This window comes from Methanobrevibacter sp. UBA188 (genome assembly GCF_905234905.1).
Classification (GTDB): domain Archaea; phylum Methanobacteriota; class Methanobacteria; order Methanobacteriales; family Methanobacteriaceae; genus Methanocatella.
Window position 1 is genome coordinate 1 of the sequence record NZ_CAJOJM010000022.1, and the last position, 24492, is coordinate 24492.

Sequence of the window (24492 nt, forward strand, 5' to 3'; positions counted from 1 at the left end):
CTTTATCGGATAATTCTTTTATCCTGTCAACAGGGAAAGGTGATAATGTAATAGGTCTGAAAAGTCCAACTTTCAATCCTTTTTCACGGCTTTTATCCACTGCGGACCTTGCAATTCTGCTGCTTATTCCGAATGATACTAAAACAATTTCAGCATCTTCAACCTTATATTCGTCAAAGATAACTTCTTCTTCATCGATTTTAGCATATTTTTCCTGTAGTTTGAAGTTAAAGTCTTCCAAATCATTAAAGTCATTGAAAATGGAAGTGATAAGGTTTTCCATGGTTTCTTCATTTCCTTTCACTGCCCATGGCTTATCGTTTTTTGGTTGAACTGCTTCTTTTGGAAATACCAATGGTTCTGCCATTTGACCTAATGTACCATCAGCTAAAACAACTACTGGATTTCTCCATTTGTCTGCAAGTTCAAAGGCTTTCATTGTCAAGTCACACATTTCCTGAACACTATTTGGAGCAAGTACAATGTTTTTGTAGTTTCCATGACCTCCTCCCTTAACGACCTGATTATAGTCTCCTTGTTCAGGTCCGATATTTCCAAGTCCAGGTCCTGCTCTCATAATGTCAACGATGACTGCAGGTAGTTCAGCACCTGCAAGAAATGTAAATCCTTCCTGCATCAAACTTATTCCAGGTCCTGATGATGATGTCATGACTCTGTGACCGGTACCTGATGCACCGTAAACCATATTGATTGATGCTTCTTCACTTTCGGCTTGAACAAAGTTTCTTCCAACCATCGGGAAGTATTTTGATGCTTCATGTAAGATTTCACTTGCAGGAGTAATTGGGTATCCAAAGAAACAGTCACAGCCTGCATACATTGCACCTATAACAACTGCAGTATTTCCTTTAACCATTTGATTACTCATTTATTCTCCCCCTTGATTTGCCACTTTGGCTTTAATCATTTTCGCAACTGAGTCATTAACAATATTTTTTATTTGATGTACTTCAAGTGCTAATGGTTCTGGACAGGTAAAGTAACAATCCTTGCATCCTGTACAACCATTTCCACTATAATAAGCAAATTGATATCCTGCGTTATTCATGTCTTGGCTAAGTGCTATTGCGTTTTGAGGACATCCGACTATACATCTCATACAGCCTTTGCAAATCTCTTTATTTATAACTGGATAAGATATTTCTTCTGTCATTATATCATCTAATTAATTCTTTTTTTGATCATTTTCTCTTATTTCAACTCTCCTTGTTTTACCGCTGATGGTTTCTGGAATTTCATCTGTGTATTCCACCATTCTTGGGTATTTATATGGAGCTGTAACTTTTTTAACATGATTTTGAATGTCTTTGGTAAGTTCATCTGACGGTTCGAAGCCAGGTTGTAATATGATTGTTGCTTTTACGATTTGGCCTCTGACTTCATCAGGATAAGCGGTAATTGCACAGTTTGAAACTGCTTCATGTGATAGTACTGCACTTTCTACTTCGTAAGGTCCGATACGGTAACCTGAAGATTTGATAATGTCGTCATTTCTTCCGACAAAGTGAACATATCCGTCTTCATCAACCCATGCAGTATCTCCACAATGATAATATCCATCGTGGATTTGTTTTTTGTATTTTTCTTCATCATTCACATAGTCTTTGAATAATCCTGGGTTCGGCCCATCTTCTAACTTGAAACAAAGTTCTCCTTCATCACCTATTTCCACTCTGTTGTGGTCTTCATCCAATAATTCTAAATTGAATAATGGGGAAGGTTTACCTATGGAAGCGATTTTTGCTTCCAGCCATATGAATGTTCCTATGGATAATGTGGTTTCTGTCTGACCGAATCCTTCTTTAATTCTTAAACCTGATAATTCATAAAATTTATTGGATACTTCAGGAGGCAATGGTTCTCCTGCAGTTGTAACGTATTTCAGATTTGAAAGGTCATATCCTTCAATATTTTCTTTGATGATGAATCTGTAAATTGTAGGAGGAGCACAAAATGTGTCTACTTTGTATTCTATAATCTTTTCAAGTAATTTAATACCATTAAATCTGTCGTAATCATAAATGAATACTCCTGTTCCGGCAATCCATTGGCCATAAAGGTTTCCCCATACAGCTTTTCCCCAACCTGTATCTGCGGAAGTGTGGTGAATTCCATCCTCTACAACATTGTGCCAATATTTTGCAGTAGGGATATGTCCCAAAGAGTATGTGTGCTTATGTGAAACCATTTTTGGAAGTCCGCTTGTTCCGGATGTGAAATATATCAATGAAATCTCTTCAGCATATGTTTTCTCTTCACCGGTTGGCCTTTCAAATACTGGACTTTCATTTTCTATGGCATCGTTAAAGTTTATCCAACCGTCTCTGTCAGTTTCAATTACTAATTTTGGCAATTCAAGTCCCAGTGACTTTTCAGCTTCTTCATAATCTGGCAATAATGAATCTTCTTCGACAGATATCACCATTTTCACGTTTGCTTCCTTTATTCTGAAATCAATGTCATGAAGCTTTAGCATGTGTGTTCCCGGAATAGGTATTGCTCCAATTTTGTGCAATGCAACCATGCAGAACCAGAATTCATATCTGTTTTTAAGGGTTAACATTACGCAATCGCCTTTTTTGATTCCTAAACGTTTAAATAAATTTGCAGCTTTATTGGAATTCTCTTTCATGTCTTTAAATGTGAATACATGTTCTTCTTCATGGTCATTAGTCCAGATTAAAGCTATTTTTTCAGGGTCAATTTCAGCGTATTTGTCTACAACATCAAATCCGAAATTGTAATCATCTTCATAAGTTAGTTTAAAATTTTTATAAAAGTCTTCATAAGAGTTGAAATCAACTCTTTCAACAAAATCTCCAATTACTGAGGTCATATCAATTACTCCTAATAAATATTATATAATTACTGCTAAGAATTTAGCGGGTTTGTCGTTAAGCGCTATCATTGCGTGTCTATGTGTTGAATCGAAAAAGATTGAATCTCCTTCATTTAACACGATTTCGTTATTGTGTATATATATTTTTAAGGATCCTTCAAGGACATAGTTGAATTCTTGTCCAGGGTGTGAATTGAGTGAAGGAACAGGGTTTTTCTTAGGGTCCACAACAACAAGGAAGGTTTCAGCTTTTTTATGGATAAAATTAGAACATAGGTTTTCATGAGTATATTCTTTTCTCCTGTCAACTGACACTCCTTTGTTTGCACGGGTTATGTCAAAGATGCTCATTCTGCTTTCTTCACCGGTTAATAATAATCCTAAATCAACTTTGAAAATATGTGCGAGCTCGTATAAAAAACTAGCTGGAATGTCTACTTCTGCGTTTTCATATTGGATATAAGTTTCTTCTTTAATATTCAATTCTTCTGCAATTTCTTTGATAGTAATGTCTGATAGTTCTCTTAATTCTCTAATTCTATTTCCAATATCTTTGTTGTATTCATTCATAAATAAAACACCTATTTTTCTAATCGATTTTAAATTATAATAATTAATATTATAACATATTATAAATTTTGAATTTGAAGTTATATAAAGGTTATTAAAAATCGTGTTAATTCATTATAAATTCACTGAACAAAATTTTTTTTAAATTGTATCATTTTGGACATTATAGGAAAGTTTTATATACCTAAAACAATAATTCTAATTTAATTAAAGTAAGGAGTTTATAAAAAATGTCATCTGCAGATATTGGTACTAATGTAATTTTTAAAAAACAATTAGGTTTAAATTACGAAATCGACCAAAAATATGTCGGTTTAAAAATGAAGGAGAATAATGTTTTATCTTTTAATTTTAGAGTACCTGGTGATTTAATAGGTGAAATTGAAGCATACTTTAAAAGATTCAAATTAGGTGAACCTATTTTAGTGGATATAGGTGGAACCGGAGACATCAAATGTGACTTCAAAGGTCTTTCTCCTGTTTTAAAAAGTAAAGAAGAACTTGACCAATATTTCATCTCAGCAACTTTGCAAGAAGATAAGCAATATGATCCTTTAGAAGAGGAAAAATGTGAAACTTGTAGTGGATGCGGATTCCACTAACTAATTCTTTTTTTTAGCTAAACTTTCTGTTTAGAGTTTTTGTTTCTGTTACAATATATTTAATCAATAATATTGTGGCTATTAAAATCAATATTCCAAGTAGAATTATCCATGGAAATGAAGTTATAATTGCATCAAATGCAGTAACGTCAAGTAATGTTGCAACTACGTTGTTTATTAAGTGTACGCTCATTGGAATTAGAATATTATCAGTTTTCAAATATAAAATACACATACATATTCCAAACAAAAATGCACTTACTATTCCTCCGAAATCATGGCCTATGGCAAATAGAATGGAAGATATTAACATTGCAGGGACAATTCCAATTCTTATTTTCAGTCTGTTGAATAGAACACCTCTAAATACTAACTCTTCAATAATCGGTGCAAATACTACTGATGTTATGAGGGTATAGAGGAATGCGCTTGGGGTTAAACTGACAGAATCAATATCAACACCACTTATCCATGTTGGATCATTCATTCCAATAAACATGTCTAGAACAACTACTGAAAACAAAAATAGATAAGCAAAAATTATATTTATTGCGAATACGTATAATATTTCTTTTTCATTTTGAAGTACGCCTTTAACATTATCATTCAATCCGTTACTGCCTTTTAAACACCATATAAAGAATACTAAAATTAATGTTAACAGTAAAAGCATGAATGCATCATCATTTGTTTCGAATATTGGAAATATGAACATCAATATTATGGAAAGTATTAATGCAATTATGATTCCTATTGTTAATTCCCAAATTTTTATCGTTCTAAGTCGGGTATTAAAATTTTCCACGTCTCTGTCCATATCTTATTCCTCAATTAAAATATTTGTTCATTAAAAAGAGTATATATAATCACTACTGGTTTTTTTATTTTTATTGCAATTTGGTAGTATTTTTAAATATATTCAATTAATAACAGTTTGTTAGATTATTGTAATGATTTACTGTATTGTTTATTTGTCTTATTTGTATTTTGCATTAATTTTTTAATTTTTACTAATGGATTATTAATTTAAATAACAATTGGAACGTTATCAATTATTTTTAAGTAACAATATTTATATATTTTTATATGTATATTTATTACTTAAGAGGAGTCTAATAATATGTTTGATTTGGTGTATGATACCATATTTTTTGCTTCATATGGTAATATTTATGGGCTTGGAAACATAACTCTAGGTCTATTCGATGTTTTATTAGCTTATATTGTAGCTATTATAGTTTCAATTATCATGGCTTTAATTTTAAGACTTCCATTATTACCTAGCAAACCATATAGGTATTCTTTTGATGTGAGTGCATTATATCCGACTCCAATAATAGCTATCGGTATATTTTCAATATTCTTGGTTTTAAATTATACTTTTATTTATAATGGACTTGTATTGGCAGCTATTATAGGTATTTTGTCTGCATTATTTGTGAAATATTTATTTGATTTTGTATTTCCAAAGCCTTTAGATGAAACTGGTGGAGAGGATATGCAATGAACGAAGTAATTGGAATTATAATTGCTGCTATCCTTTGTTGGCTAAATTTTGTAATTGTCGATACTTATTTTGGACTTCCTGAACAGCCTGGTGTAAGAGGTGCCAGGATTGTTGGAGAGGATGTCAAAAAAAGAGGCGGTGACATTGCTGGTGGGTTTTTCCAAGGAAACATCTTGTGTTCTCCGGATGCATCTGCTGGTACTTTGATGGCTTCCATAGGATATTTACTTTTAGGAATTCCAGGGGGAATTATTGCAGCATTTTTCGTATTCATTGGAAACAGGTTATGTGCCGATCCTGGATATGCTGGAACTGTTGGAAGTTTAACTGCAACAATTATTGTATTTATTTGTTCTTTTGTTGGTTTAACTCCTGAAATGTTTATTGTGGGAATGGTTATTGCAATATTGACCATTCAAGGAATTGATCAGGTTAGAGCATCTATATTTTTAGGAAAGATAGCTCAAAAATTCAATAGGCATGCAGAGGAGTGATTATATGTATGTTGAAATTATTGGAATTATAGTCATATTTGTAGCATTAAGAGCATTAATAACACAAAATAGGGCTGAAAGATTGCTATATTTGAATGTTATTGGTTTTGGAGTTTCTGCAATTATTGCACTTGTGATAAATACTCCATTTGCTCTTGTGGTTGCAGCAGCATTCTTTATTTGTTCTACAATTAGTGCTAATGCAATTGCATATGCATTAAAAAGACTTGATGATGAGATACTATTGGAGTGAGGCATTATGGAAATTATATTAATAATTGCAATGGCTTTAATGGTTATAGGTGCATTTGGAATAATATTTCTCAAAAAACCATTGGATAAAGTTATAATGTTCTCAATCCTGGATGCAGGATTTGTTTTAGTCGTTGTTGCATTCAAATATTTGGATGTAGCAATGTTTGCTGCTTTAGTGGATCCATTATCAACATTAGTATTCATTTTGGCTATTGTAAAAATAAATGAAATCAGAAAAAACAAAGTAAGTGGTGAGTTAAATGATTGATGTTTCCTTAATCTTTTACTTTGGAATTTTCTTGGCGATTGTAGGAACTATAGCTACCGCATGGGGTCCTGGAGTAAATGATCCTATTGTCAGAACATTCAACACTGAAGTTGCATCTATCGGTGTTTGTTTGGTATTGTTGTGCTATAATCATGTTTTAGCTTTATTAACATTGCTTGCAACTACTGTAATTATTACATTAATATTATTCAGAGCAATTATTCGTTTAGAAGAGATGGGGGCAGACGTATGAAAATAGGATCTCTATGGAATAAACTGGCAGAGCCAAAGAATATTCCTCGTCTTTTTGCATTCAGTTTAGGAATAATATTGATTGTTGGCCTTATTGTGCCGATGGCTTTAAATCCAGATCAATTATATGTTAGGCCAGCTCCTCAAGTTCAAGTAGATGAAGGTTTAGCTATCGCCCCATATGACAGGGGGGGTGAAGTTTTAAAATCACCTGGAAATATAAATCCGCAATATCCTGAAAATGCGGCAGAATTGGGTATGATAACAGCATATATGTCTCCATTGGCTCAATGGATATCTTCGATATCTCCATACTTTGGAACATCAATTTATTCATCTCCGGGTGGTCTTATAGATGAAGTTTTATATTATACTAGGGGTTTCGATACAATTTTGGAATCCAGTATTCTGATGATGTCATTCATCATTGCTTCATGGTTGTCCATTAATTATACCATGAATAGGAAAAATGATGAAAAAGAGATAAAGGCAGATGTTAAAAAAGCTATCAATGAATCTGCACAAGTTGCTAATGAAGTAAAGGTTAGTGATGTAAAAGCCAGATCAAAACAATTAAGGAGGGATAACTGATGGTTATGATACCTCCGTATGTTCCTGAAGCATTTTTAACAATGTATCTGCCGGCAATTTATGCTGGTTTGATTGTAGGATTCATTGGAACAATGGCAATTGCAATGAAAAGGGAAGAGATTCACATTCTTATCCTGACTGATTTGGTTGGTCTTGCAATGATTTTTGTTGTATCTGCGGTTGGAACTGATTTGGCTGAAGCTTTAATTTTACCTGGGCTGGTTGTAGAATTGGCTGAGACTTTGGCAATTTCTGAAATTTTGATTACTCGTGAAATGCGTAAAATAGAACAAGATCCAAGAAGAAATCTATCAAAATCTTCTTCATTATTCCCTCAACCGTTTTCATTGGATATGGAAATCATGACTACTGCACCTAATTTCATTGCACTGGTCTTAATTGGTTATGGAATATTCTTAACTGGTTTTACTGGAGGGGCAGTAGCTGGTGGAGGAATTGTTTTATATGCATTGTCTAAAAAAGCAAGAGGACTTCCTGTACTTGTATTGGATGGTATTGCAGGAGTTTCTGGAATAGCTTGGTGTTTGTGGATTATTGGATTTTTATTATTCTTTGTAATGCCACAATATTGGTTATTGAGTTTATTCCTTGCAGCATGTGGATTACTATTAAAAGTAGCTTCAAAAGTGGGCTTAATTGGTCTGCTTATGAGAGAGGATATTGATAAGGAGTAGGTGATGGTAATGGATTTAGGTACACTCGGAGGAAATTTGCTTGGAACAATTCCGCTTGGAGATATTGTATTATATGTTACACCATTTAACTTGTTCCTTTTTGCAGTTTTACTTGGATTTACAGTATTGATTGCATTCAGTAAGCCTGAAACTCAAGTAGAGGCTACATTACATAATTTAAATAATACTGAAGTTAAAGTTGGTCCAAAAGAATTTAAACAAAGACGATTCTTATCTGTGCTTTGTGGTATTGCATCTGCGGGAGCTATGATAACTGGAGATTTATTTAACTTTACATTATTCATGGCTTTAGTAGGTATTTTAAATATTGGTATTGTATCTGCAGTAAAACAAACCAGCGTTTTAAACTCTGCATTTAATTATGGTTTAATTGCTATGATGTGTAGTTTGCCATTGTTTGGTGGAGCTTCAATTATTCTTGCATCAACCGGAACATTGTCTCTTGCAGTATTGTCTCAGATGCCTGCAAACCCGATGGTTGTATTTGGCGCAGTATTGATGTTGATAGGTATTTTGGGTGAAAGTGGAGTTGCACCGTTTTTTGCAAGCAAAGCGGAAATGTTCAGGACTGCAGGTTCTCCATTTATTGTAATCATTCACTTAAGTTCATTGTTTATTATTGTAAGGGCTGTTGAAATATTATTATTGGTATTGTGGTAAGTGGTGAGTATGGATAGTCAAAAAGGTATTTATTTAATATTATTGGTCTTATCAACAATAGCTATTCTTGCTTGTTTGGTTATAAACTTTGAAGCATGGATTGTTTACACAGTAGCTATATTTGGTATTCCATTATGGATTTTATCTTTAGGTTTATTGACAATGGCCAAACCAAAACCTGAAGATGCAGAAGAAAGGGTGAAAGAACCATTTACTGGATATTAGGGTGGTATTGTGAATTTAATGGCAGATATTTTAATTAATGTTATTATTGCATTTCTTGCGGGAAGCTTGCTTCTAGGATTGCATAGAAAGGTAATGGCACGTGTTCAAAAACGTCCTGGACCACCTATTGTTCAGCATTTGATACACTCTTTGAAATTTTTCTTTAAAGAAACAGCAATCCCAAAAACTGTATCTAAAGTATTTTATATAGGTATTGTATTTATTTTGGCTTTAATTTGGGTTGTAGGAGTTATTGTCGGTCCTGTGGCTCATGATTCTTTATTAATTTTATTCGGTGTTTATGCAGTTTATAAAATCGTAGAACACAATTCAGGATCAAGTTCAGGTTCACCTTATGGTAAGTTAAGCTGTGTAAGGGCAGTACTTTCAGCAGCAACTGAACTTCCTTTATTTGCAGCTATTGTATTTGTTTACTTGGTAACCGGAACAATGAATATTGGTCAAATTATTGCTTATCAGTCAGTGCATGGTCCTTTAATATTTTCAATTCCACTTGCAGCATTAATGTTTTTCATGTTAATTATTACCAAATCTCCATACTCTCCTTTTGCAATAACAAAAGATAAGGCATTAATTTCTGGATTTGAAACCGAACACTTTGGATTTTTGAGAGGATTCATGTTATTTTCAGAGTCTATTGCTTGGTATGTGATGCTTTGGGTATTCTTAACAATATTCTTCGGTCCGTTAAATGCGGTAGGATATTTGATTGGAATGATTGTAATCACATTTATTACTGGATTTATTAACGCTACAACACCAATATTTAGTCCAAATCATTCTGTAATGACTCAAATTACTATAGGGGCAATTTGCTTCTTTGGAACCATAATAATGATATTTACAGGAGTGGTAGCATGAATAGTGAGGATGTAATTGTTTATTTGACTTCATTGGTCGCTATTGGAATTATAGTTGTTGGGCTTTTAGCAACATTATTACACTCAACCACTCTCGCCCCAATAGTGATTATAGGAATTGCCCTGGCAATATTTGTATTGCTTGCCCGTGGCAATTTTTCACATAAGATAGAAAGTATAGAGAAATTATGTTTTGTTATAACATTTATAGCAATTGTTTGTTCATTCATATTGCTTTATAAACCAGCGTAGGAGATATTATGTTAGATTATATGATTTATATACTTGCATTTGCTGTCGGATCCATTCTTGGTTTACTTTACAGTTATAAAAAACATGGCGAACCGTATGTTGCAGTACCTGGCTTTAACATACCTTCAGCTGTCGTTTCAATTGTAGGGTGGTGTTTGGCATTTAATGCAGGTAATGTTATTTTATCAGCAGTCGGATTTCTCCTTGGTGGTTTGATAATGGGAGAACGTCCAGGATATGGTAGAAAAGAAACTGCTTTAGGTTTGATTTTGGCAGTAGGATTATATGTATTACTAAAATTAACAGCATGATGTGATAACATGGATGATGATGCTAAATTGAGATTAATACAAAAAAGAATTATCAAAAGTTATGCTTGGCAGAGAGATATCATTGTTCCACTTTCCAATGATTTTGATTGTACTACTGATGAATTGGAGGAAGTATTTTTTGATTTACTTGATTTGGATTCATTGGAAGCATTGCATGGGACATTTGAATCTGCTCAGGATATCTGTTTGTATCAAAAATTAAATGCAGATTTAAGGTTATGCTGGTTAATTGATACTTTAGAATTGCTTCCAAGGGAAAGCGGAAGAAACTTAAAAATGAAATTGGTAAAAGAAATTAAAAACGGAAAATCTTATGAAGATGCCGTAAAAGAGGGAAAATTAGAATTATTCCAATTGTTAAAAAAAGAAGCAGAAAATTAATGTTTATTATATAATTATTAAAATAAAAAGAGGGAGTACAATGTTAAATGCGATAAAGGATGCTGTGAGAAAAAGCTCAATTCATGTCTGTATCGTAAATTGTGGCGGATGTAATGGATGTGATGTTGAATGCGTTGCATTATTATCTCCAAGATATGATTTAGAGCAATATGGTATTTATGTTCACAACAATCCTCGTGAAGCTGATGTTTTGTTATTGACCGGTGCTGTTACCGAGCAATGGGTCGATAATTTAAAGAGAGTGTATGATAAAGCTCCTGAACCAAAAATTGCAGTAGCAGTAGGAAACTGTCCGCAATCAGGTGATGTATTCAATCAGGAAGGAGGTCATGTTCATGCTCCTGCTTCTGATTTTATTCCGGTTGCAGCAGCTATTCCTGGCTGTCCGCCAAGGCCTAGTGAAATATTGGAAGCTATCCTGGCTGTAGGTCCTCAAGCTATTGCTGATCGTGGGAGGGAACAAGAATGATAGTGCCTATTGGTCCAATTCATCCTGCTTTAAAGGAACCTATCAGACTTAAACTTCAAACTGAAGGGGAAAGGGTAGTTAAGGCAGAGATTGAATATGGTTATGTTCACAGAGGTATTGAAAAGATAATTGAAGGACAAACTTGGCAGAAAGGAATTTATCTTTCAGAACGTGTATGTGGTATCTGTTCATATGAACACACACAAACTTTCGCAGAAACCATAGAGCAAATTTCTGATGTTGACGTTCCGCTCAGAGCCCAATTCTTAAGGGTAATAACAAACGAACTGGATAGGATTCAAAGTCATTTTCTTGCAAATTCCACATTCTTCAAATCAATGGATCATGAAACCTTATTTATGCATGTTTTGGAATTAAGGGAATATGCAATGGATTCTATTGAGTTATTGACTGGAAACCGAGTTAATATGGGGTGGAATGTTGTTGGTGGTGTTAGAATGGATGCCGATGAGCGCCATTTCAAACCTATTCTGGAAAATCTTGAAAAAATCGAAGAAGGTTTTGAAAGAACACGTGCATTATTTGCTGAAGGTCCTGCACTTGCTTTGAGGTGTAAAGGCATAGGTTACATGTCTAAAAAAGAAGCAATTAAAGGAAGGGCTGTAGGTCCTATCGGAAGAGCTTCAGGAGTTAAAGAAGATTACAGAAAAGGACATTACACTTATGATGATCACTTTGACTTTAAAGTTATTAGAAGGAATGAAGGGGACAATTATGCAAGGACTCTTACAAGATTCGATGAAATTCCTGAATCCATTAGTCTGATAAGGCAAGCTATTGAAAATATACCTGGTGGTGAAGTTCGTACTCCTGCTGATTTGAAATCAGGTTATGCAATGCGTAAGAATGAAGCTCCTCGTGGAGAAGTTACATACATGATTGAAACTAATGGTAATCTAATTAAGAATATCTCAATAAGAACTCCAAGTATTGCAAATATGGATTCATGTGCCAAATACATGATTCGTGATGTTCCAACAGTTGCTGATGCCGTTGCAACCTATGCTTCATGTGACCCTTGTGTTGCATGTGCTGAAAGGGTTGCCATTACAAACGAAGCCGGACAAACAGCAATTAAAAAATTTGATGAGGTGATATAAATGTCATCTCTAATGTGGTATATTTATGATTTTGCAAGAAAAGCATGGACAGATGCATTTGCCAATGCAAAAACTGACCCTGAAATTGTTGAAAAGCCAGAACGTTTCAGAGACTTTCCAAAGGTTAACAAAGAATATTGTATAGGTTGTGGAGCATGTACAGTATCATGTCCTTCTCCAAATGCAATAAAAATTGTCAGAGAAAAGGATACTGAAGATGGGGAAGGTTTGACTTATCCTGTAATTAATCCTAGTGCATGTATTCGTTGCGGTTTCTGTGCTGAAGTTTGCCCGACAGACCCAAAAACATTGGAATGTGGTTTGAATCATTTGATATTGCCTGAATTTAATATAATTCCATCAAAAAGGCAATATATTGTTGATGATTATTTATGTATCAAATGTAAGAAATGTATGAAAAAATGTCCTGTTGATGCAATTGAAATTGTAAACGACAAGCTTCATGTGAATCAACTCAAATGTATTTCATGTGGTGAATGTCTTGATGTCTGCCCAGTAAATGGTGCAATGAAAGGAGTATTCGTTGAAAACTTACAAGATCAAAAAGACCTGATTCTTTTAACTGTAAATTACCTTGAAGATTATATTAACGATAAGGAATCTGATTTAAGATCTTTGGAGCAGGACGGTCTTTTGCAATATGAAGTTCCTCTTTCAGGCATCTGGGATGATGCATTAAAGATTATTCCTGATGCAGAAGTCTCTCGGGAAATCATTACTAACGCAGTAAACAGACTAAAAATTAGAATTATTGATTGGGATGAATCTAAATGTGAAAAATGTCAATTATGTGTTCCTGAATGTCCTACTGGTTGCATCACTTTTGATGAAAGTAATGATACGATTGTAAGGGATAAGGATAAATGTTTACGTTGTAGTATTTGTTACCAGACATGTCCATTTTCAGTTATTAAATATTTCATTGCCAAATTCTCCCTCGATGATGGTGAAATTATTTATACGACTGTAAAGGCATCTAATTTAAATGAGGATATTGTTATGGAGTGAGTGTTATGATTGATAATTATACTAAAACACCAAGACCATTAAGACATGTTGATGTTGATTATTTGGTTGACCAAACAAAATGTGCAAAATGTAGTGATAAGCCATGTCTTCAGTCATGCCCTATCGATGCAATTTATTTGGATAATGATGATGGTCTTATCAAATTAAAAAATACTTGCTTTGGTTGTGTATTATGCCGTAATGCTTGTCCATTTGATGCAATTTCTCTTGATGTAAAAATGGACCCTCCCCTAAAAGAGAATGTTCCAAACATCAATGTTAAATTATGCAAAGCCTGTGGAGCATGTGTTCAAGCATGTAAAAACGCTTCCATCCATATAGTTGCTGACGGAAAGCAGGAACCTCACAGTGAAATAGATAAGGATACATGTATTCGCTGCGGATATTGTTTTAGAGTATGTCCGACTGATGCAATCAAATATGGTCAATTGCTTCCTAAAACAGTCAAAGGAGGTAAGGCAATTGTCGTTAACCAGGATAAATGTATCGGATGTATGACATGTACTCGTGTATGTCCATCAATGGGGGCAATCAATGTTGCAAGAACCAATAAGTTGCCTTACATTAACCCAGGATACTGTGCAAGATGTGAAGAATGTATGCATTCCTGTCCTTCGACAGCAATCAAGTATTCCTCACGTAAAAAAGCTTATAAGATGTATAGTGAGATTAAATCATTTGATATTGTATCCAGCATTATTGATTATGATATAAAAAGGCTGTCTCTTGATTTGATAAGTTTAAATAAGGTTCTTGAGAAAGTCGGAAAATCAATAGCATTGGAATTCAATGACCAGAATTTTGAAAATTTCATTGAATGTAATGTAAATGATATGATGGAAAGGGAACTCAAAATCAGTTTGGATTCAAGTATTGAAATAGACAAGTTCTCAAAATTATTCGGCTCTTATCTGATGGATAGAAACATTGAAGTCTATGAAAATAAATGTATTGCCTGTGGTGATTGTTTTAATGTATGTCCTGTTGGAGCAATTGAATTAAATGGCCCAAATCCAATTAAAATTAATGATAATTGTATATATTGTGGCAAATGTGTAGAGCAATGTAAATTTGATGCTATCGGTGCTTATGATGACTATTTCTACAGCAAAGACACTGATTTATACTATGCCAGATCATATCTGCATTATCAGAGGATTGGTGAGTTGTCAATTTCAACCACTAAATGTCAGGCTTGCGCAATTTGTGCTAAAAACTGTCCAACTGAAGCATTAACCTTGAATGGTGATAAAATCGATTATGACAGTGAAAAATGTATCTACTGTAGGAATTGTGAATCAATTTGTCCATTGGATGCAATAAGAATTATTAACTTCAGGTGATTCGATGTTTGAAAAATCATTCATTACAGACTGTGAGGGTCCATTGACATTAAATGATAATGCTTTTGAATTGGCTGTTCATTTCATTGAGGAGGGTGGTGAACTTTTCAAAATACTTAGCTTATATGATGATTATCTGGTTGATATTGTCAAAAAGGATAATTATAAAGCAGGAAATACTTTGAAATTAGTTTTACCGTTCTTTGTTTGTGAAAACATAAAAAATGATGATTTGGTTAATTTTTCTCAAAACAACATTTATGCAGTTGATGAATCAAAATTCCTTTTAAAATACTTGAAAGGAGCAATGAATACTTACATAGTTAGTACCAGTTATGGTCAATATATTGAAGCACTTTCAAATTATATGGAATTTCCATTTGAAAATACATTTTACACTAAAGTGGATGTAGATGCATTATCTCTAAATGATGATGAAATTAAAAAAGTCACAGAATTCAAACAAAAAATTTTGGATAATCCTGATGATTATGAGCTGTTTGATGACATTTTCTTTAATGAGATTCCAAAGATGGGCATTTATGATGAAATCAAAAAAATAGATGTTGTTGGTGGTGAAGGAAAACGGTTGGCTATTGATGAGATAATCAAAAGGGATGCTATCGATATCAATGAAATACTCTATATTGGTGACAGCATCACTGACGTTGAACCATTGGAATTTGCAAGAAAAAACAATGGAATCAGCATATCATTCAACGGAAATGAATATCCTCTAAAAGTAGCAGAAATAGCTATTGTATCGCCAAGCGCAATCACAACATGTGTAATAGCTAATATTTATTCAAAAACTAATAAAGCTAATGTTTTAAAGTTCATTGGGGATTATAATAATTCAGATAATCTGAGCGAATTATTTGACAGTTATGAAATTGATTTGGAAATAAAAAATAAATTCTTTGATATTTTCAAAGATGAAAATTATCCTTTAATTGAAATAATTGATGAAAATAACTTTGAAGATATCCTGAAACTGAGCAAAGACATGAGAAATAACATCCGAGGTCAGGATATTGGAGAATTAGGTTAAGTTTATAGAAGGTAATATGATGAATTATGATAAAGTTGAAGACACATTTTTCGAAGCTTTTGAAGGTAAATATGTAAGAGCTTTAATTACAGGACCTACCAAAGAAATTGTAAAAAGGGCAGCATATGATTCCACTTCTACACCAAGTGCAGTAATCGGCAGAGTAGAAGGAGGGGTTGAAGGATTTTTGGAAGAAAATGAAACTCCTGACGGAAGATATGGTGCAATAGTTCAATACTGGTTAGGTGGAGATGATGTCGAAAAGTTTGCATTTGAACTGTCCTACAGATTAAGACAGGATGTTTTGGTCAAACCGTTCACACGCATTTTTGATTATTCAGATTGTGAAAGCGATGAATATATTGAAATGATGGATATTGTAGGCCATTGTGGTGACGGATATGAATGGATTGTCGAAGAATATGGTAGAAAAATGATCAATGTTCCGATTGCGGTTCCTGATTTTCAAATTGAAGAGAAATTCAAAATCAATGATGGAACAATGGGTGGAAACTTTTGGTATTTATGTTCAACTCAAGAAGCAGTTCTCGAAGCGGGTGATGCAATCATCAATGCAATTATGGAAGTTGAAGGAGCTACAGCACCATTTGAAATATGTTCTGCCGCTTCAAAACCTGAAACTAATTTCCCTGAAATCGGACCTACCACCAATCATGTTTACTGTCCGTCCTTAAAGGAATCTTTAGGTGATGAATCAAAAGTTCCTGAAGGCGTAAATTATATTCCTGAAGTTGTAATAAATGCAATCAGTGAAGATGCAATGAATAAAGCAATTAAAGCAGGAATTGATGCTGCTTTGGAATTTGAAGGTGTTGTAAAAATATCTGCAGGTAATTTTGATGGAAAACTTGGAGATAAAAATATAAATTTATTAGATATCTTAAAATAAGGTTTTAAAATGGAAATTTATGATAATGATCTTAATGCGGAGATAATAGGATTCGGAGCTTTAAATGTTGACAGGCTCTACTCTGTAGATAAAATAGTTTCTCATGATGAGGAAAGTTTTATAACAAGCGAAACTGATACTCCTGGTGGTTCTGCAGCCAATACTATTGTAGGTTTAGCTCGTTTGGGTTGTTCAACATCAATTATTGGAAAAATAGCCGAAGATGATGAAGGCGACTTGATTGAATATAATCTGGCCGTTAATGGTGTTTATACAAACAATCTAATCTATTCTGAAAGCGGTTCAACTGGAAAGTGCATAGGTTTCGTGGATAAAAACGGTGAAAGATGTCTCTACATTTCTCCAGGGGTCAATGATGATATAAAAATTGGTGAAATAAATCCATTAAATATTATGAGATGCAAAATAATGCACTACACTTCATTTGTTGGGGATTCATTCAATACTCAAATAGAACTTTTGGAAAAACTCAGCAAAGAAACTCTGTTAAGTTTTGACCCTGGAATGTTGTATGTTGAAAAGGGATTCGATGAGTTAAAGCCTATTCTTGAAAGGACAGATATTTTGCTTATTAACGAATCTGAGTTAAGATTGTTGTGTAATAATGATTATGATGATTTAAAAGAATTAACTTTAGGTCTTTTGGACTTGGGAATTGATACTGTTGTCGTAAAACAAGGTTCTAAAGGTGTTTTTGCAATAAATAATTCTCAGGAATGTTTTGTTGAAGCATATGAATGTGAAGTTGTTGATACGACTGGTGCAGGAGATAGTTTTAACAGTGGATTTTTATATTCATTTTTAAAAGGATATGACCTTGAAAAATCTTGCCAAATTGGAAATTGGGTAGCCAGCAAAGCTATTCAAGGATTTGGAATGGAAAAGTTTCCTACTGCAAAAGAATTGGAGGAATTCTTTTAAATTATTTAAATAAATTAGTTAGTTGGTAATATTATGAAAGTATCTTTTATAAAACAGATGAAAAATTTGGAACGTGAAGTTCTTTTGAAATCTGTTGAATTAGATGATGACGGGGATGATTTCCAATTTGAGTTGGATGATTTTTCCACTCAGGAAGAAATTATCGCTGTTGCACCTAAATGTGTAAGATGTAATACCTGTGTTGAAGCATGTCCAGTTAATGCAATCGAACCAGCTAATATATTTAGAATAGCTAAAATAACTGATAAATGTGTAAAATGTGAAATTTGTGTACAGACTTGTCCAATTTCAGCCATTAAATTGATTGACAATTCAGTTATTTATGATAATGGGGAAGAAAGGGATGTTATTGAGTATAATCTAAGCAATGTCCGGTCTCCTCATAGAGTAGTTAGGATGAATAATATTTCAATTGACTATTCAATTGATAATAATTGGGATGATTGTGCTAATTTATGTCCTACAAATGCATTCACTCTTGAATTTAAAGAGTTCTTTGATGATTTGAATATGGATTTGGGCATTGATTTAATTGAAAATGAACTCTATCCATATATTAATGAGAAAATGTGTATCGGATGTGGGGCATGTGTTGAAATTTCACTAAATGACAATGCCGTTGAGCTTGATAGATATATTGGACCTATAATTCATAGTAGAAATATTGATATCAATCATGAATCTTGTGTAAATTGTTATTTGTGTGAAGAAAATTGCCCAACAGGGGCTATAGAATTAATCGATGGAGAAGTTGTCCTTGACAATGATAAATGTATCAGATGTATTGAATGCACTCATCATTGTCCTGTAGGGGCATTGAAAAGAATCGATATTGAATAAAAAATGGGGTTTTGTTATGAGAGCAAAAGAGTTAATGGATAAAGATTTTGTATATTTGAACTGTAATGATGGTGTTGTTGAAGTTTCTAAAGTAATGGAAGAGATTAGGCGTTTTACCTGTCCTGTTGTAAATGATGATAAACAGCTTGTTGGATGGGTAACATCTTTTGATATTACAAGAGGATTAAGGGAAGGAAATGAAAAAATTTCTGAAATAATGAGTGGTTATGAAGAGATTGCTACAGTTCATGAGATGGACCCTGCAAGAAAAGCGGTTCTCTTAACTGCAAACAATAAGTTTGTTACAGTGCCGGTTGTTAATGACAATAATCAGGTTATTGGTATGGTCAGGGCATGTGATATTGTAGAACTGCTGTCTGATTTGTATGATATTAAAGTTTATAAGTTATATGAGGCAATGCAGCATCAGCTAAAAGGAGTAACATGGGATGAATTGATGGCCGCATCTGCTCTGGTATCTAAAAAGACCACAGGCCAAAAGATTTCTGCAAAAGAATATGAAGAAAATATTATGCATTCCACCTTTGGTGAAGCTATTTGGGCAACTGGGGGATTGGAAAAATTCTTTGCAGGTTTAATTTCTGTCGGTGAAATGGTTATTGCCAGAAGAGTAGGTAATGCAAGAAAATAATGGGATTTTGCATTATATAAATATTGAATGATGTTATATCTCTACATACCCCTGCCAATTAAGATAATTATTAATTGGTAAAAATACTCCATAACTTATATGATTGTGCAAAAATTAATGTTTTTCAATATTTCAAATTTCATTGACAATAGTGCTTGAATTTAATGTATTTTGTAAATCACAAAATAATGGTTTAAATTTAAAATGAATGCATTAACTGGATTGAATAGGTATTTCCACTATATTTTGTGATTTATATTTATTTATATTTTTTTATTTTTCTTTAAATTCGTTTTGCATAATTGACATATTTTAGTTAACATTTTTTTTTAAAAAATTTGAAAACATTCAAAATTTACCTGTTTTTTAATATTCTTAGCTATTTTAAGCGATTTAATTTTTAACAGGATTATACATTATTTTTATAAAGGATTAAAAACTAAATGTTAGTATAAATTAATTTTTTTGTAAGGCGGTTACAAATTATGCAAAAAGTAATAAATGCTCATTGTCATATTTATCCTGAAAAAATTGCTTCAAAAGCGGTTAAAGGAATTCGGGATTTTTATGATCTTGACATGTCGTTAAATGGTAAAGTTGACAATCTCATAGAAGATGGTAATAAAGTGGGTGTTGTTCATTATTTAGTTCATTCCGTTGCAACCACTCCAAAACAAGTAAGGTCAATTAATGAATTTATCAGCAATGTTGTAAAAGAGCGTCCTGATTTATTCACAGGTTTTGGAACCCTTCATCCTGATAGTGATGATATTGAAGGTGATTTTGAACATCTAATTGATTTGGGTCTTAAGGGAGTGAAACTTCATCCTGATTTTCAACAATTTGCCTTAAATGAAGATAAGGCTTTTAAACTTGGTGAAGTTATAAATGAAGGTAATGTTCCTGTCTTGATTCATTGTGGTGATTACAGGTATAATTATTCCAATCCCGAACAGTTAAAACCGTTTCTTGAAAAATTTCCAGATATGCTGGTAATTGGCGCTCATTTTGCTGGGTGGAGTGTTTGGGCTGAAGCAACAGAAAAACTTGCAGGAACTCCAAATCTTTATGTTGATTTGAGTTCCAGTTTATATGAATTGTCCCCACAAGATGCAAAAAAATTCATTTATAAATATGGTGTTGATAAGGTTTTATGGGGAACTGATTATCCTATGTGGGAAGCAGAAAATGAAATGGAACTTTTCCATAAAATCGGTTTGACTCCTGAAGAAGAAAATATGATATTATATGAAAATTCCGCAAAAATTTTAGGAATTCAATGATTATTGGTGAAAATATGTATTCAAAAACGAAATGGGCATTAATTTGTTTTATTTTAGTTTTATTCAATATGGCCGTTGTTTGTGCTAGTGATGTGAATTCAACAGGACTGGGAATAAACCAAGTTGATGATTCAATCGCAATTGATAACACTAATTTAAATGAATTAAATGCAGTAAATGATGTGGAGATATCTTCTTCACAAAATGATTCTAATTTAAAAGAATCAAATGATGATGTTCTTAATAAAAATTTAAATGATGATATTTATTCAGATTCAATTGGAAAAGAGAAATTAGACACAACTTTTACAGCTGTTAGTACAAAAGTTGTCAAAGGTTCTTACTTTCAGGTTTACTTAAAAGATTCAAATAATAATGTTATTAAAAATGCTAGTGTAGTTTTTACTTTGGATAAGAAGAATTTTAATGCTGTAACAGATTCTAATGGTATTGCAAGTCTCAAAATTTCAAAAAATATTGGGAATTATTCAGTAAAGGCTACATTTAAAGGAGATAATAAATATAATTCAGTTTCAAAAACATTTAAACTTGTTGTTCCAATGATAACTTCAATTCTTATTGGTAATGATAAGTTACTGACCAACGGATATTTGAAAATTTATCTGCAAAGTAATTATGCGTCAGCAGTATCCGGTAAAACTATAAAGATTACTGTTGGCGGTAAAAAATTCACTAAAAAGACAAATTCTGAGGGCGTTGTTGTAATTAAACCTAAATTAAGTACTAAAACTTATCTAGTTACAGTTACTTTTGCTGGAACCAGTGATACAGCTGAATCATCAGCATCCAAAAATGTCACCGGAGTAAAAGGTAATGTTAAAAGTCCTTTCTATTATTCTGTACCTTCTAAAAACGGTGTTCCTGATTTAGATTACATGCCTAGTAAATACATTATGGGTAATGAAAATGCTAAATACACTCTTTTAAAAGCCCAATATCTTTCTGTAATTAAAAGAGACAGTTACTGTTTGTTTTTAAAAAATAAATTGACTAAATATGTTTTATTTAAAACAAAAGCCGAACCTAAATATATTCACATGATTAAAAGAGAAAAATGGAATGTTATTGAAAGAGCACTTAATACTAGAATTGTTCTTAAAAATAAATACAATTATTGGCCTGTTCAAATTACTGCAAATTTAAAAGGAAAATCATATACCTATTCTGAAGTTAGGGATGTGCAGGATACAGGTTATACTTGCGGTCCGACATCATCCAGTATGTGCAGTCAAGTTTTAAGAAACTACGTCAATGAATGGCATTTGGGTGTAAAGTCAGGTACTAATTATTATGACGGTTCAAGTACAAGCGGTCTTAAAAGAGGATTAGAGAAATTTAATATGAAATGCACTGTTTACTATAAAAGTTCATTTTATTCTAAAGCGATTAAAGAACTTAAAAAAGGTGGATGCGCATTAATATTCCATACTTGGGGTCATTATGTGGCTGTTTTAGATATCAGCAGTGACGGTAAAAAAGTTCTAGTAGGTAATCCTTCAGGAGATTATGATCATGGAAGTCATAATATTCCAACAAATTGGATGACTGTAGATTACTTGTATAATCAGTTTAATGATTATGATACTTCTGGTTTGATTGTTAAACTTAAATATAGTCTAAGCAAGACCACTAAAACACAAGTCAAAAATTTTTACTCTAACATGGGCTCATGGTCTAGAGGAAATACAAATGAAAGAATTCCTCAAATTTAATTGGGGAACTTTTTTTACTTTTTTTTTTAATTATTTTTAGTTTTGCATGTCATGATACTTTTGTAGCAATATTGGTGACAAAAAATTTTTATAATATTTTATCAAGAAATATATTTTATGGCAAGGCAGGTCAATATTAATAAAGATGTCTCCATTTCTGAAATTCGTAAGGTTAAAAGGGATTTGCAAAAATTTGTGGATTTATATGAAAAAGTTACATTTATTGAAGAAATTTATTGCAACAATAGTGTTAAATCTGCTATGGAAAAAAGAGGAAAAACTGCTCAAACAGGTTATAAATGGGTTAAGGATTGGAATGAAAAGGGTTTTGATGGTCTGTTTAGAAAGGAAGGATCCGGAAGAAATTCAAAATTGTCTGACCTTCAATTTAAAGTTTTAAGAGAAAATATTATTTCAAAAGGATTGACTAGTGTTCAAGAAGTTAAAATGGAGATAAAAAATGAGTTTGGAGTTGTTTATTCCGAAAGACATCTTAGACGACTGATTTTTGATTTGGGTCTTGAAGATATGATTATTTCAAATCACATTAAATAATTTTAAATATGATTTTTTTTGTCCATTTTGTCCTTTTAGATAGTATTCTTCTAATCATATCTCATGTGGATATTATCTTTTTTACAAATACACTTTTTTATTAGTTTAATGTTCATTTTTAATATATTTTTTTTAAAAATTATTTATATAAATTAATTTTATATATTCTTTTTAATATAATTTATTGTGATAATTATTGAATGTTAAATTAGATAGGGGAATGTCAACATTACTTGTTTTCATTGTTGCTGCAGCTATTTTAAGTGCTGCTCAGAGTGTGGTAACAACGGGTATTGCAGGAATCATGGCTGACTTTCATGTTTCTTCAACTACTGCCCAATGGATTTATTCATCATTCTTGTTGGTTTTAGGGGTTATGATTCCATTATCTGCTTATATTACTCGTCGTTTTAAAGTTAAAACTATTTTATTGTCTTCATTGGTTCTATTTTTGGTTGGGTCTTTATTGGCGTATGTGTCTCCGAATATTATTGTATTGATTATTGCTAGAGTTATCCAGGCTATTGGTTCTGGAATTTTGCTTCCGATTACTCAAATCGTGCTTTTTAAGGTTATTCCGGAGGAAAAATGGCAGGTTTATATGGGATTATTTGGTTTCATAATTGGAATTGCTCCTGCATTGGCTCCGACTGCGGGCGGAATGATTATTGATTATGTTGGGTGGAGATCCATATTTTTAATCTTTGCAGGCATGGTATTCATTTTAATATTGATTGCATTGGTTGTTGTTAAATTGGAATTTGAAACCGGCGATTATCCTTTGGATGTGTTATCCTTAATTTTATGTGTTTTGGCATGTGTTGGAATAATGCTTGGATTTTCAAACATTGCAGGATATGGATTTGATTTGGTTTATGTAATTTTACCAATTGTTGTAGGTACATTCAGTTTAATATTCTTTGTACGTCGCCAATTTAACATTAAGACACCATTGGTTGATTTACATGCTTTAAAAAATAAGTATTTCTTTTTTGGAACATTATTTTCAGCATTGCTCTATTTCACAATGTGTGGATTGAATGTTATAATGCCTTTGTTTGTTCAGACTGTCACTTCTCACAATGCAACAACTTCAGGTTTAATTTTGCTTCCTGCAACTCTTGTCATGATTGTATTTAATTTTATAGGTCCTCTTTTAGCCAATAAAATTGGTGTTAGAAAAGTATTGATTATGTCTTGTATCTTTTCGATTGTGGGTTATCTGATAATGATGACTTATAATACAAACTCTACTGTTGAATATATGATTATTACTCAAATAATAAGGGCTATTGGTGCTGGTTTAGGTTTAATGCCTGCTGTAACATGGACTATTGCCGTTGTATCTGGTGATGTTGAAGATGCGACAGCTATCAATAATACTGTAAGACAAATCATAGGGGCAATAGGATCTGCGGTTGCTGTGGTGCTAATGACAGTTTTTGCAGGAGGAGCATTGGCTCATAATCGTGTTTCTGTAGCAGCATTCGGACAGACCTCATTGGTCATGTCTATTCTGGCAGTTATTTGTTTGGTGATTGTAATATTATATATCAAAGATGAAATTCATGATTTGATGTAATTTTGTCTTATTTTTATTTTTTTTATATTTAATTTCGAAATTACTTTTTTATATATCCTATTTCTTATTAATT

General features: G+C 32.7%; 32 protein-coding genes. 27 read left to right on the forward strand and 5 right to left on the reverse strand.

Going from position 1 to position 24492, the window contains the following annotated elements:
• From QZ143_RS05805 to QZ143_RS05820, 4 genes are all read right to left on the reverse strand, one after another.
• Window positions 1-889: 3-methyl-2-oxobutanoate dehydrogenase subunit VorB (locus QZ143_RS05805; RefSeq protein WP_292882126.1), on the reverse strand; the 889-nt coding region annotated here is incomplete at its 3' end.
• Window positions 890-1120: a 4Fe-4S dicluster domain-containing protein gene (locus tag QZ143_RS05810; protein WP_292882129.1), complete on the reverse strand. Its 231-nt coding sequence runs from the start codon at window positions 1118-1120 to the stop codon at window positions 890-892.
• A 66-nt stretch (window positions 1121-1186) separates the two neighbouring features.
• On the reverse strand, window positions 1187-2857 hold the full coding sequence (locus tag QZ143_RS05815; protein WP_292882132.1) for an AMP-binding protein: 1671 nt from the start codon (window positions 2855-2857) through the stop codon (window positions 1187-1189).
• A 21-nt stretch (window positions 2858-2878) separates the two neighbouring features.
• Window positions 2879-3430, reverse strand: coding sequence for a cupin domain-containing protein (locus tag QZ143_RS05820; RefSeq protein WP_292605680.1), 552 nt, complete (start codon window positions 3428-3430; stop codon window positions 2879-2881).
• Between the two features lie 230 nt (window positions 3431-3660).
• Between QZ143_RS05820 and QZ143_RS05825 the strand changes: the two genes are divergently transcribed.
• Window positions 3661-4032 carry a hypothetical protein gene (locus tag QZ143_RS05825; RefSeq protein ID WP_292605678.1) on the forward strand — a complete coding sequence of 124 codons (372 nt, stop codon included), beginning with the start codon at window positions 3661-3663 and terminating at the stop codon, window positions 4030-4032.
• Between the two features lie 13 nt (window positions 4033-4045).
• Here the strand turns inward: QZ143_RS05825 and QZ143_RS05830 are convergent, their stop codons facing one another.
• Complete coding sequence (locus tag QZ143_RS05830; protein ID WP_292882135.1) at window positions 4046-4849, reverse strand: CPBP family intramembrane glutamic endopeptidase; 804 nt, start codon at window positions 4847-4849, stop codon at window positions 4046-4048.
• Between the two features lie 303 nt (window positions 4850-5152).
• Here QZ143_RS05830 and QZ143_RS05835 point away from each other — a divergent pair, with 303 nt between their 5' ends.
• The 26 genes from QZ143_RS05835 (at window position 5153) to QZ143_RS05960 (ending at window position 24419) form a co-directional block, all read left to right on the forward strand.
• Complete coding sequence (locus QZ143_RS05835; RefSeq protein ID WP_292882138.1) at window positions 5153-5539, forward strand: energy-converting hydrogenase A subunit A EhaA; 387 nt, start codon at window positions 5153-5155, stop codon at window positions 5537-5539.
• On the forward strand, window positions 5536-6033 hold the full coding sequence (locus tag QZ143_RS05840) for a hypothetical protein (protein ID WP_292605672.1): 498 nt from the start codon (window positions 5536-5538) through the stop codon (window positions 6031-6033). Before QZ143_RS05835 ends, QZ143_RS05840 begins: the two co-directional genes overlap by 4 nt.
• 4 nt (window positions 6034-6037) lie before the next feature.
• Entirely contained in the window at window positions 6038-6286 is a 249-nt protein-coding gene (locus QZ143_RS05845; RefSeq protein ID WP_292605670.1) for a DUF2109 domain-containing protein, read from the forward strand.
• 6 nt (window positions 6287-6292) lie between these two features.
• Window positions 6293-6556, forward strand: a complete 264-nt coding sequence (locus QZ143_RS05850; protein WP_292605668.1) for an EhaD family protein — start codon at window positions 6293-6295, stop codon at window positions 6554-6556.
• Window positions 6549-6809, forward strand: coding sequence for a DUF2107 family protein (locus tag QZ143_RS05855; protein ID WP_292882142.1), 261 nt, complete (start codon window positions 6549-6551; stop codon window positions 6807-6809). Before QZ143_RS05850 ends, QZ143_RS05855 begins: the two co-directional genes overlap by 8 nt.
• A complete protein-coding gene (locus QZ143_RS05860; RefSeq protein WP_292882145.1) occupies window positions 6806-7399 on the forward strand; it encodes an EhaF family protein in 594 nt (197 codons plus the stop codon). Before QZ143_RS05855 ends, QZ143_RS05860 begins: the two co-directional genes overlap by 4 nt.
• Window positions 7399-8094, forward strand: coding sequence for an EhaG family protein (locus QZ143_RS05865; protein WP_292605662.1), 696 nt, complete (start codon window positions 7399-7401; stop codon window positions 8092-8094). The genes QZ143_RS05860 and QZ143_RS05865 overlap by 1 nt, the downstream gene beginning before the upstream one ends.
• Before the next feature lie 9 nt (window positions 8095-8103).
• A complete protein-coding gene (locus QZ143_RS05870; protein ID WP_292882148.1) occupies window positions 8104-8775 on the forward strand; it encodes a hypothetical protein in 672 nt (223 codons plus the stop codon).
• A gap of 9 nt (window positions 8776-8784) precedes the next feature.
• Window positions 8785-9000 (forward strand): DUF788 domain-containing protein, encoded by a 216-nt coding sequence (locus QZ143_RS05875; protein WP_292605658.1) that lies wholly within the window; start codon window positions 8785-8787, stop codon window positions 8998-9000.
• 9 nt (window positions 9001-9009) lie between these two features.
• Window positions 9010-9882 (forward strand): NADH-quinone oxidoreductase subunit H, encoded by an 873-nt coding sequence (locus QZ143_RS05880; RefSeq protein WP_292882151.1) that lies wholly within the window; start codon window positions 9010-9012, stop codon window positions 9880-9882.
• Window positions 9879-10133 carry a hypothetical protein gene (locus tag QZ143_RS05885; RefSeq protein ID WP_292882154.1) on the forward strand — a complete coding sequence of 85 codons (255 nt, stop codon included), beginning with the start codon at window positions 9879-9881 and terminating at the stop codon, window positions 10131-10133. The genes QZ143_RS05880 and QZ143_RS05885 overlap by 4 nt, the downstream gene beginning before the upstream one ends.
• 8 nt (window positions 10134-10141) lie before the next feature.
• Entirely contained in the window at window positions 10142-10444 is a 303-nt protein-coding gene (locus QZ143_RS05890; protein ID WP_292882157.1) for an energy-converting hydrogenase subunit EhaL family protein, read from the forward strand.
• Window positions 10445-10453: 9 nt separating this feature from the next.
• Window positions 10454-10846 (forward strand): DUF1959 family protein, encoded by a 393-nt coding sequence (locus QZ143_RS05895; protein ID WP_292882160.1) that lies wholly within the window; start codon window positions 10454-10456, stop codon window positions 10844-10846.
• A 40-nt stretch (window positions 10847-10886) separates the two neighbouring features.
• Window positions 10887-11336 carry an NADH-quinone oxidoreductase subunit B family protein gene (locus tag QZ143_RS05900; RefSeq protein ID WP_292605648.1) on the forward strand — a complete coding sequence of 150 codons (450 nt, stop codon included), beginning with the start codon at window positions 10887-10889 and terminating at the stop codon, window positions 11334-11336.
• Complete coding sequence (locus tag QZ143_RS05905) at window positions 11333-12457, forward strand: nickel-dependent hydrogenase large subunit (RefSeq protein ID WP_292605646.1); 1125 nt, start codon at window positions 11333-11335, stop codon at window positions 12455-12457. Before QZ143_RS05900 ends, QZ143_RS05905 begins: the two co-directional genes overlap by 4 nt.
• Window positions 12458-13486 carry a 4Fe-4S binding protein gene (locus QZ143_RS05910; protein WP_292882163.1) on the forward strand — a complete coding sequence of 343 codons (1029 nt, stop codon included), beginning with the start codon at window positions 12458-12460 and terminating at the stop codon, window positions 13484-13486.
• A complete protein-coding gene (locus QZ143_RS05915) occupies window positions 13483-14850 on the forward strand; it encodes a 4Fe-4S binding protein (protein WP_330047845.1) in 1368 nt (455 codons plus the stop codon). Before QZ143_RS05910 ends, QZ143_RS05915 begins: the two co-directional genes overlap by 4 nt.
• A 4-nt stretch (window positions 14851-14854) precedes the next feature.
• Window positions 14855-15901 (forward strand): hypothetical protein, encoded by a 1047-nt coding sequence (locus tag QZ143_RS05920; protein ID WP_292882169.1) that lies wholly within the window; start codon window positions 14855-14857, stop codon window positions 15899-15901.
• A 19-nt stretch (window positions 15902-15920) separates the two neighbouring features.
• On the forward strand, window positions 15921-16811 hold the full coding sequence (locus tag QZ143_RS05925) for a formylmethanofuran--tetrahydromethanopterin N-formyltransferase (protein WP_292605637.1): 891 nt from the start codon (window positions 15921-15923) through the stop codon (window positions 16809-16811).
• Between the two features lie 9 nt (window positions 16812-16820).
• A complete protein-coding gene (locus tag QZ143_RS05930) occupies window positions 16821-17753 on the forward strand; it encodes a carbohydrate kinase family protein (protein ID WP_292605635.1) in 933 nt (310 codons plus the stop codon).
• A gap of 33 nt (window positions 17754-17786) precedes the next feature.
• Window positions 17787-18614, forward strand: coding sequence for a 4Fe-4S binding protein (locus QZ143_RS05935; protein WP_292605633.1), 828 nt, complete (start codon window positions 17787-17789; stop codon window positions 18612-18614).
• 16 nt (window positions 18615-18630) lie between these two features.
• Window positions 18631-19266, forward strand: coding sequence for a CBS domain-containing protein (locus tag QZ143_RS05940; protein ID WP_292605632.1), 636 nt, complete (start codon window positions 18631-18633; stop codon window positions 19264-19266).
• A 485-nt stretch (window positions 19267-19751) separates the two neighbouring features.
• Entirely contained in the window at window positions 19752-20549 is a 798-nt protein-coding gene (locus QZ143_RS05945) for an amidohydrolase family protein (protein ID WP_292882172.1), read from the forward strand.
• 14 nt (window positions 20550-20563) lie between these two features.
• Window positions 20564-22282, forward strand: coding sequence for a hypothetical protein (locus tag QZ143_RS05950; protein ID WP_292882175.1), 1719 nt, complete (start codon window positions 20564-20566; stop codon window positions 22280-22282).
• A 117-nt stretch (window positions 22283-22399) separates the two neighbouring features.
• Window positions 22400-22837 carry a helix-turn-helix domain-containing protein gene (locus QZ143_RS05955; protein WP_292882176.1) on the forward strand — a complete coding sequence of 146 codons (438 nt, stop codon included), beginning with the start codon at window positions 22400-22402 and terminating at the stop codon, window positions 22835-22837.
• Window positions 22838-23057: 220 nt separating this feature from the next.
• Window positions 23058-24419 carry an MFS transporter gene (locus QZ143_RS05960; protein WP_292882177.1) on the forward strand — a complete coding sequence of 454 codons (1362 nt, stop codon included), beginning with the start codon at window positions 23058-23060 and terminating at the stop codon, window positions 24417-24419.
• Window positions 24420-24492: the final 73 nt, after the last annotated feature.

Coding starts and splice junctions, on each gene's coding strand:
- QZ143_RS05810 (WP_292882129.1), bottom strand. CDS start 1,120: ATGAGATGTATAGTCGGATGTCCTCAAAACGCAATAGCACTTAGCCAA.
- QZ143_RS05815 (WP_292882132.1), bottom strand. CDS start 2,857: ATGACCTCAGTAATTGGAGATTTTGTTGAAAGAGTTGATTTCAACTCT.
- QZ143_RS05820 (WP_292605680.1), bottom strand. CDS start 3,430: ATGAATGAATACAACAAAGATATTGGAAATAGAATTAGAGAATTAAGA.
- QZ143_RS05825 (WP_292605678.1), top strand. CDS start 3,661: ATGTCATCTGCAGATATTGGTACTAATGTAATTTTTAAAAAACAATTA.
- QZ143_RS05830 (WP_292882135.1), bottom strand. CDS start 4,849: ATGGACAGAGACGTGGAAAATTTTAATACCCGACTTAGAACGATAAAA.
- QZ143_RS05835 (WP_292882138.1), top strand. CDS start 5,153: ATGTTTGATTTGGTGTATGATACCATATTTTTTGCTTCATATGGTAAT.
- QZ143_RS05840 (WP_292605672.1), top strand. CDS start 5,536: ATGAACGAAGTAATTGGAATTATAATTGCTGCTATCCTTTGTTGGCTA.
- QZ143_RS05845 (WP_292605670.1), top strand. CDS start 6,038: ATGTATGTTGAAATTATTGGAATTATAGTCATATTTGTAGCATTAAGA.
- QZ143_RS05850 (WP_292605668.1), top strand. CDS start 6,293: ATGGAAATTATATTAATAATTGCAATGGCTTTAATGGTTATAGGTGCA.
- QZ143_RS05855 (WP_292882142.1), top strand. CDS start 6,549: ATGATTGATGTTTCCTTAATCTTTTACTTTGGAATTTTCTTGGCGATT.
- QZ143_RS05860 (WP_292882145.1), top strand. CDS start 6,806: ATGAAAATAGGATCTCTATGGAATAAACTGGCAGAGCCAAAGAATATT.
- QZ143_RS05865 (WP_292605662.1), top strand. CDS start 7,399: ATGGTTATGATACCTCCGTATGTTCCTGAAGCATTTTTAACAATGTAT.
- QZ143_RS05870 (WP_292882148.1), top strand. CDS start 8,104: ATGGATTTAGGTACACTCGGAGGAAATTTGCTTGGAACAATTCCGCTT.
- QZ143_RS05875 (WP_292605658.1), top strand. CDS start 8,785: ATGGATAGTCAAAAAGGTATTTATTTAATATTATTGGTCTTATCAACA.
- QZ143_RS05885 (WP_292882154.1), top strand. CDS start 9,879: ATGAATAGTGAGGATGTAATTGTTTATTTGACTTCATTGGTCGCTATT.
- QZ143_RS05890 (WP_292882157.1), top strand. CDS start 10,142: ATGTTAGATTATATGATTTATATACTTGCATTTGCTGTCGGATCCATT.
- QZ143_RS05895 (WP_292882160.1), top strand. CDS start 10,454: ATGGATGATGATGCTAAATTGAGATTAATACAAAAAAGAATTATCAAA.
- QZ143_RS05900 (WP_292605648.1), top strand. CDS start 10,887: ATGTTAAATGCGATAAAGGATGCTGTGAGAAAAAGCTCAATTCATGTC.
- QZ143_RS05905 (WP_292605646.1), top strand. CDS start 11,333: ATGATAGTGCCTATTGGTCCAATTCATCCTGCTTTAAAGGAACCTATC.
- QZ143_RS05910 (WP_292882163.1), top strand. CDS start 12,458: ATGTCATCTCTAATGTGGTATATTTATGATTTTGCAAGAAAAGCATGG.
- QZ143_RS05920 (WP_292882169.1), top strand. CDS start 14,855: ATGTTTGAAAAATCATTCATTACAGACTGTGAGGGTCCATTGACATTA.
- QZ143_RS05925 (WP_292605637.1), top strand. CDS start 15,921: ATGAATTATGATAAAGTTGAAGACACATTTTTCGAAGCTTTTGAAGGT.
- QZ143_RS05930 (WP_292605635.1), top strand. CDS start 16,821: ATGGAAATTTATGATAATGATCTTAATGCGGAGATAATAGGATTCGGA.
- QZ143_RS05935 (WP_292605633.1), top strand. CDS start 17,787: ATGAAAGTATCTTTTATAAAACAGATGAAAAATTTGGAACGTGAAGTT.
- QZ143_RS05940 (WP_292605632.1), top strand. CDS start 18,631: ATGAGAGCAAAAGAGTTAATGGATAAAGATTTTGTATATTTGAACTGT.
- QZ143_RS05945 (WP_292882172.1), top strand. CDS start 19,752: ATGCAAAAAGTAATAAATGCTCATTGTCATATTTATCCTGAAAAAATT.
- QZ143_RS05950 (WP_292882175.1), top strand. CDS start 20,564: ATGTATTCAAAAACGAAATGGGCATTAATTTGTTTTATTTTAGTTTTA.
- QZ143_RS05955 (WP_292882176.1), top strand. CDS start 22,400: ATGGCAAGGCAGGTCAATATTAATAAAGATGTCTCCATTTCTGAAATT.
- QZ143_RS05960 (WP_292882177.1), top strand. CDS start 23,058: ATGTCAACATTACTTGTTTTCATTGTTGCTGCAGCTATTTTAAGTGCT.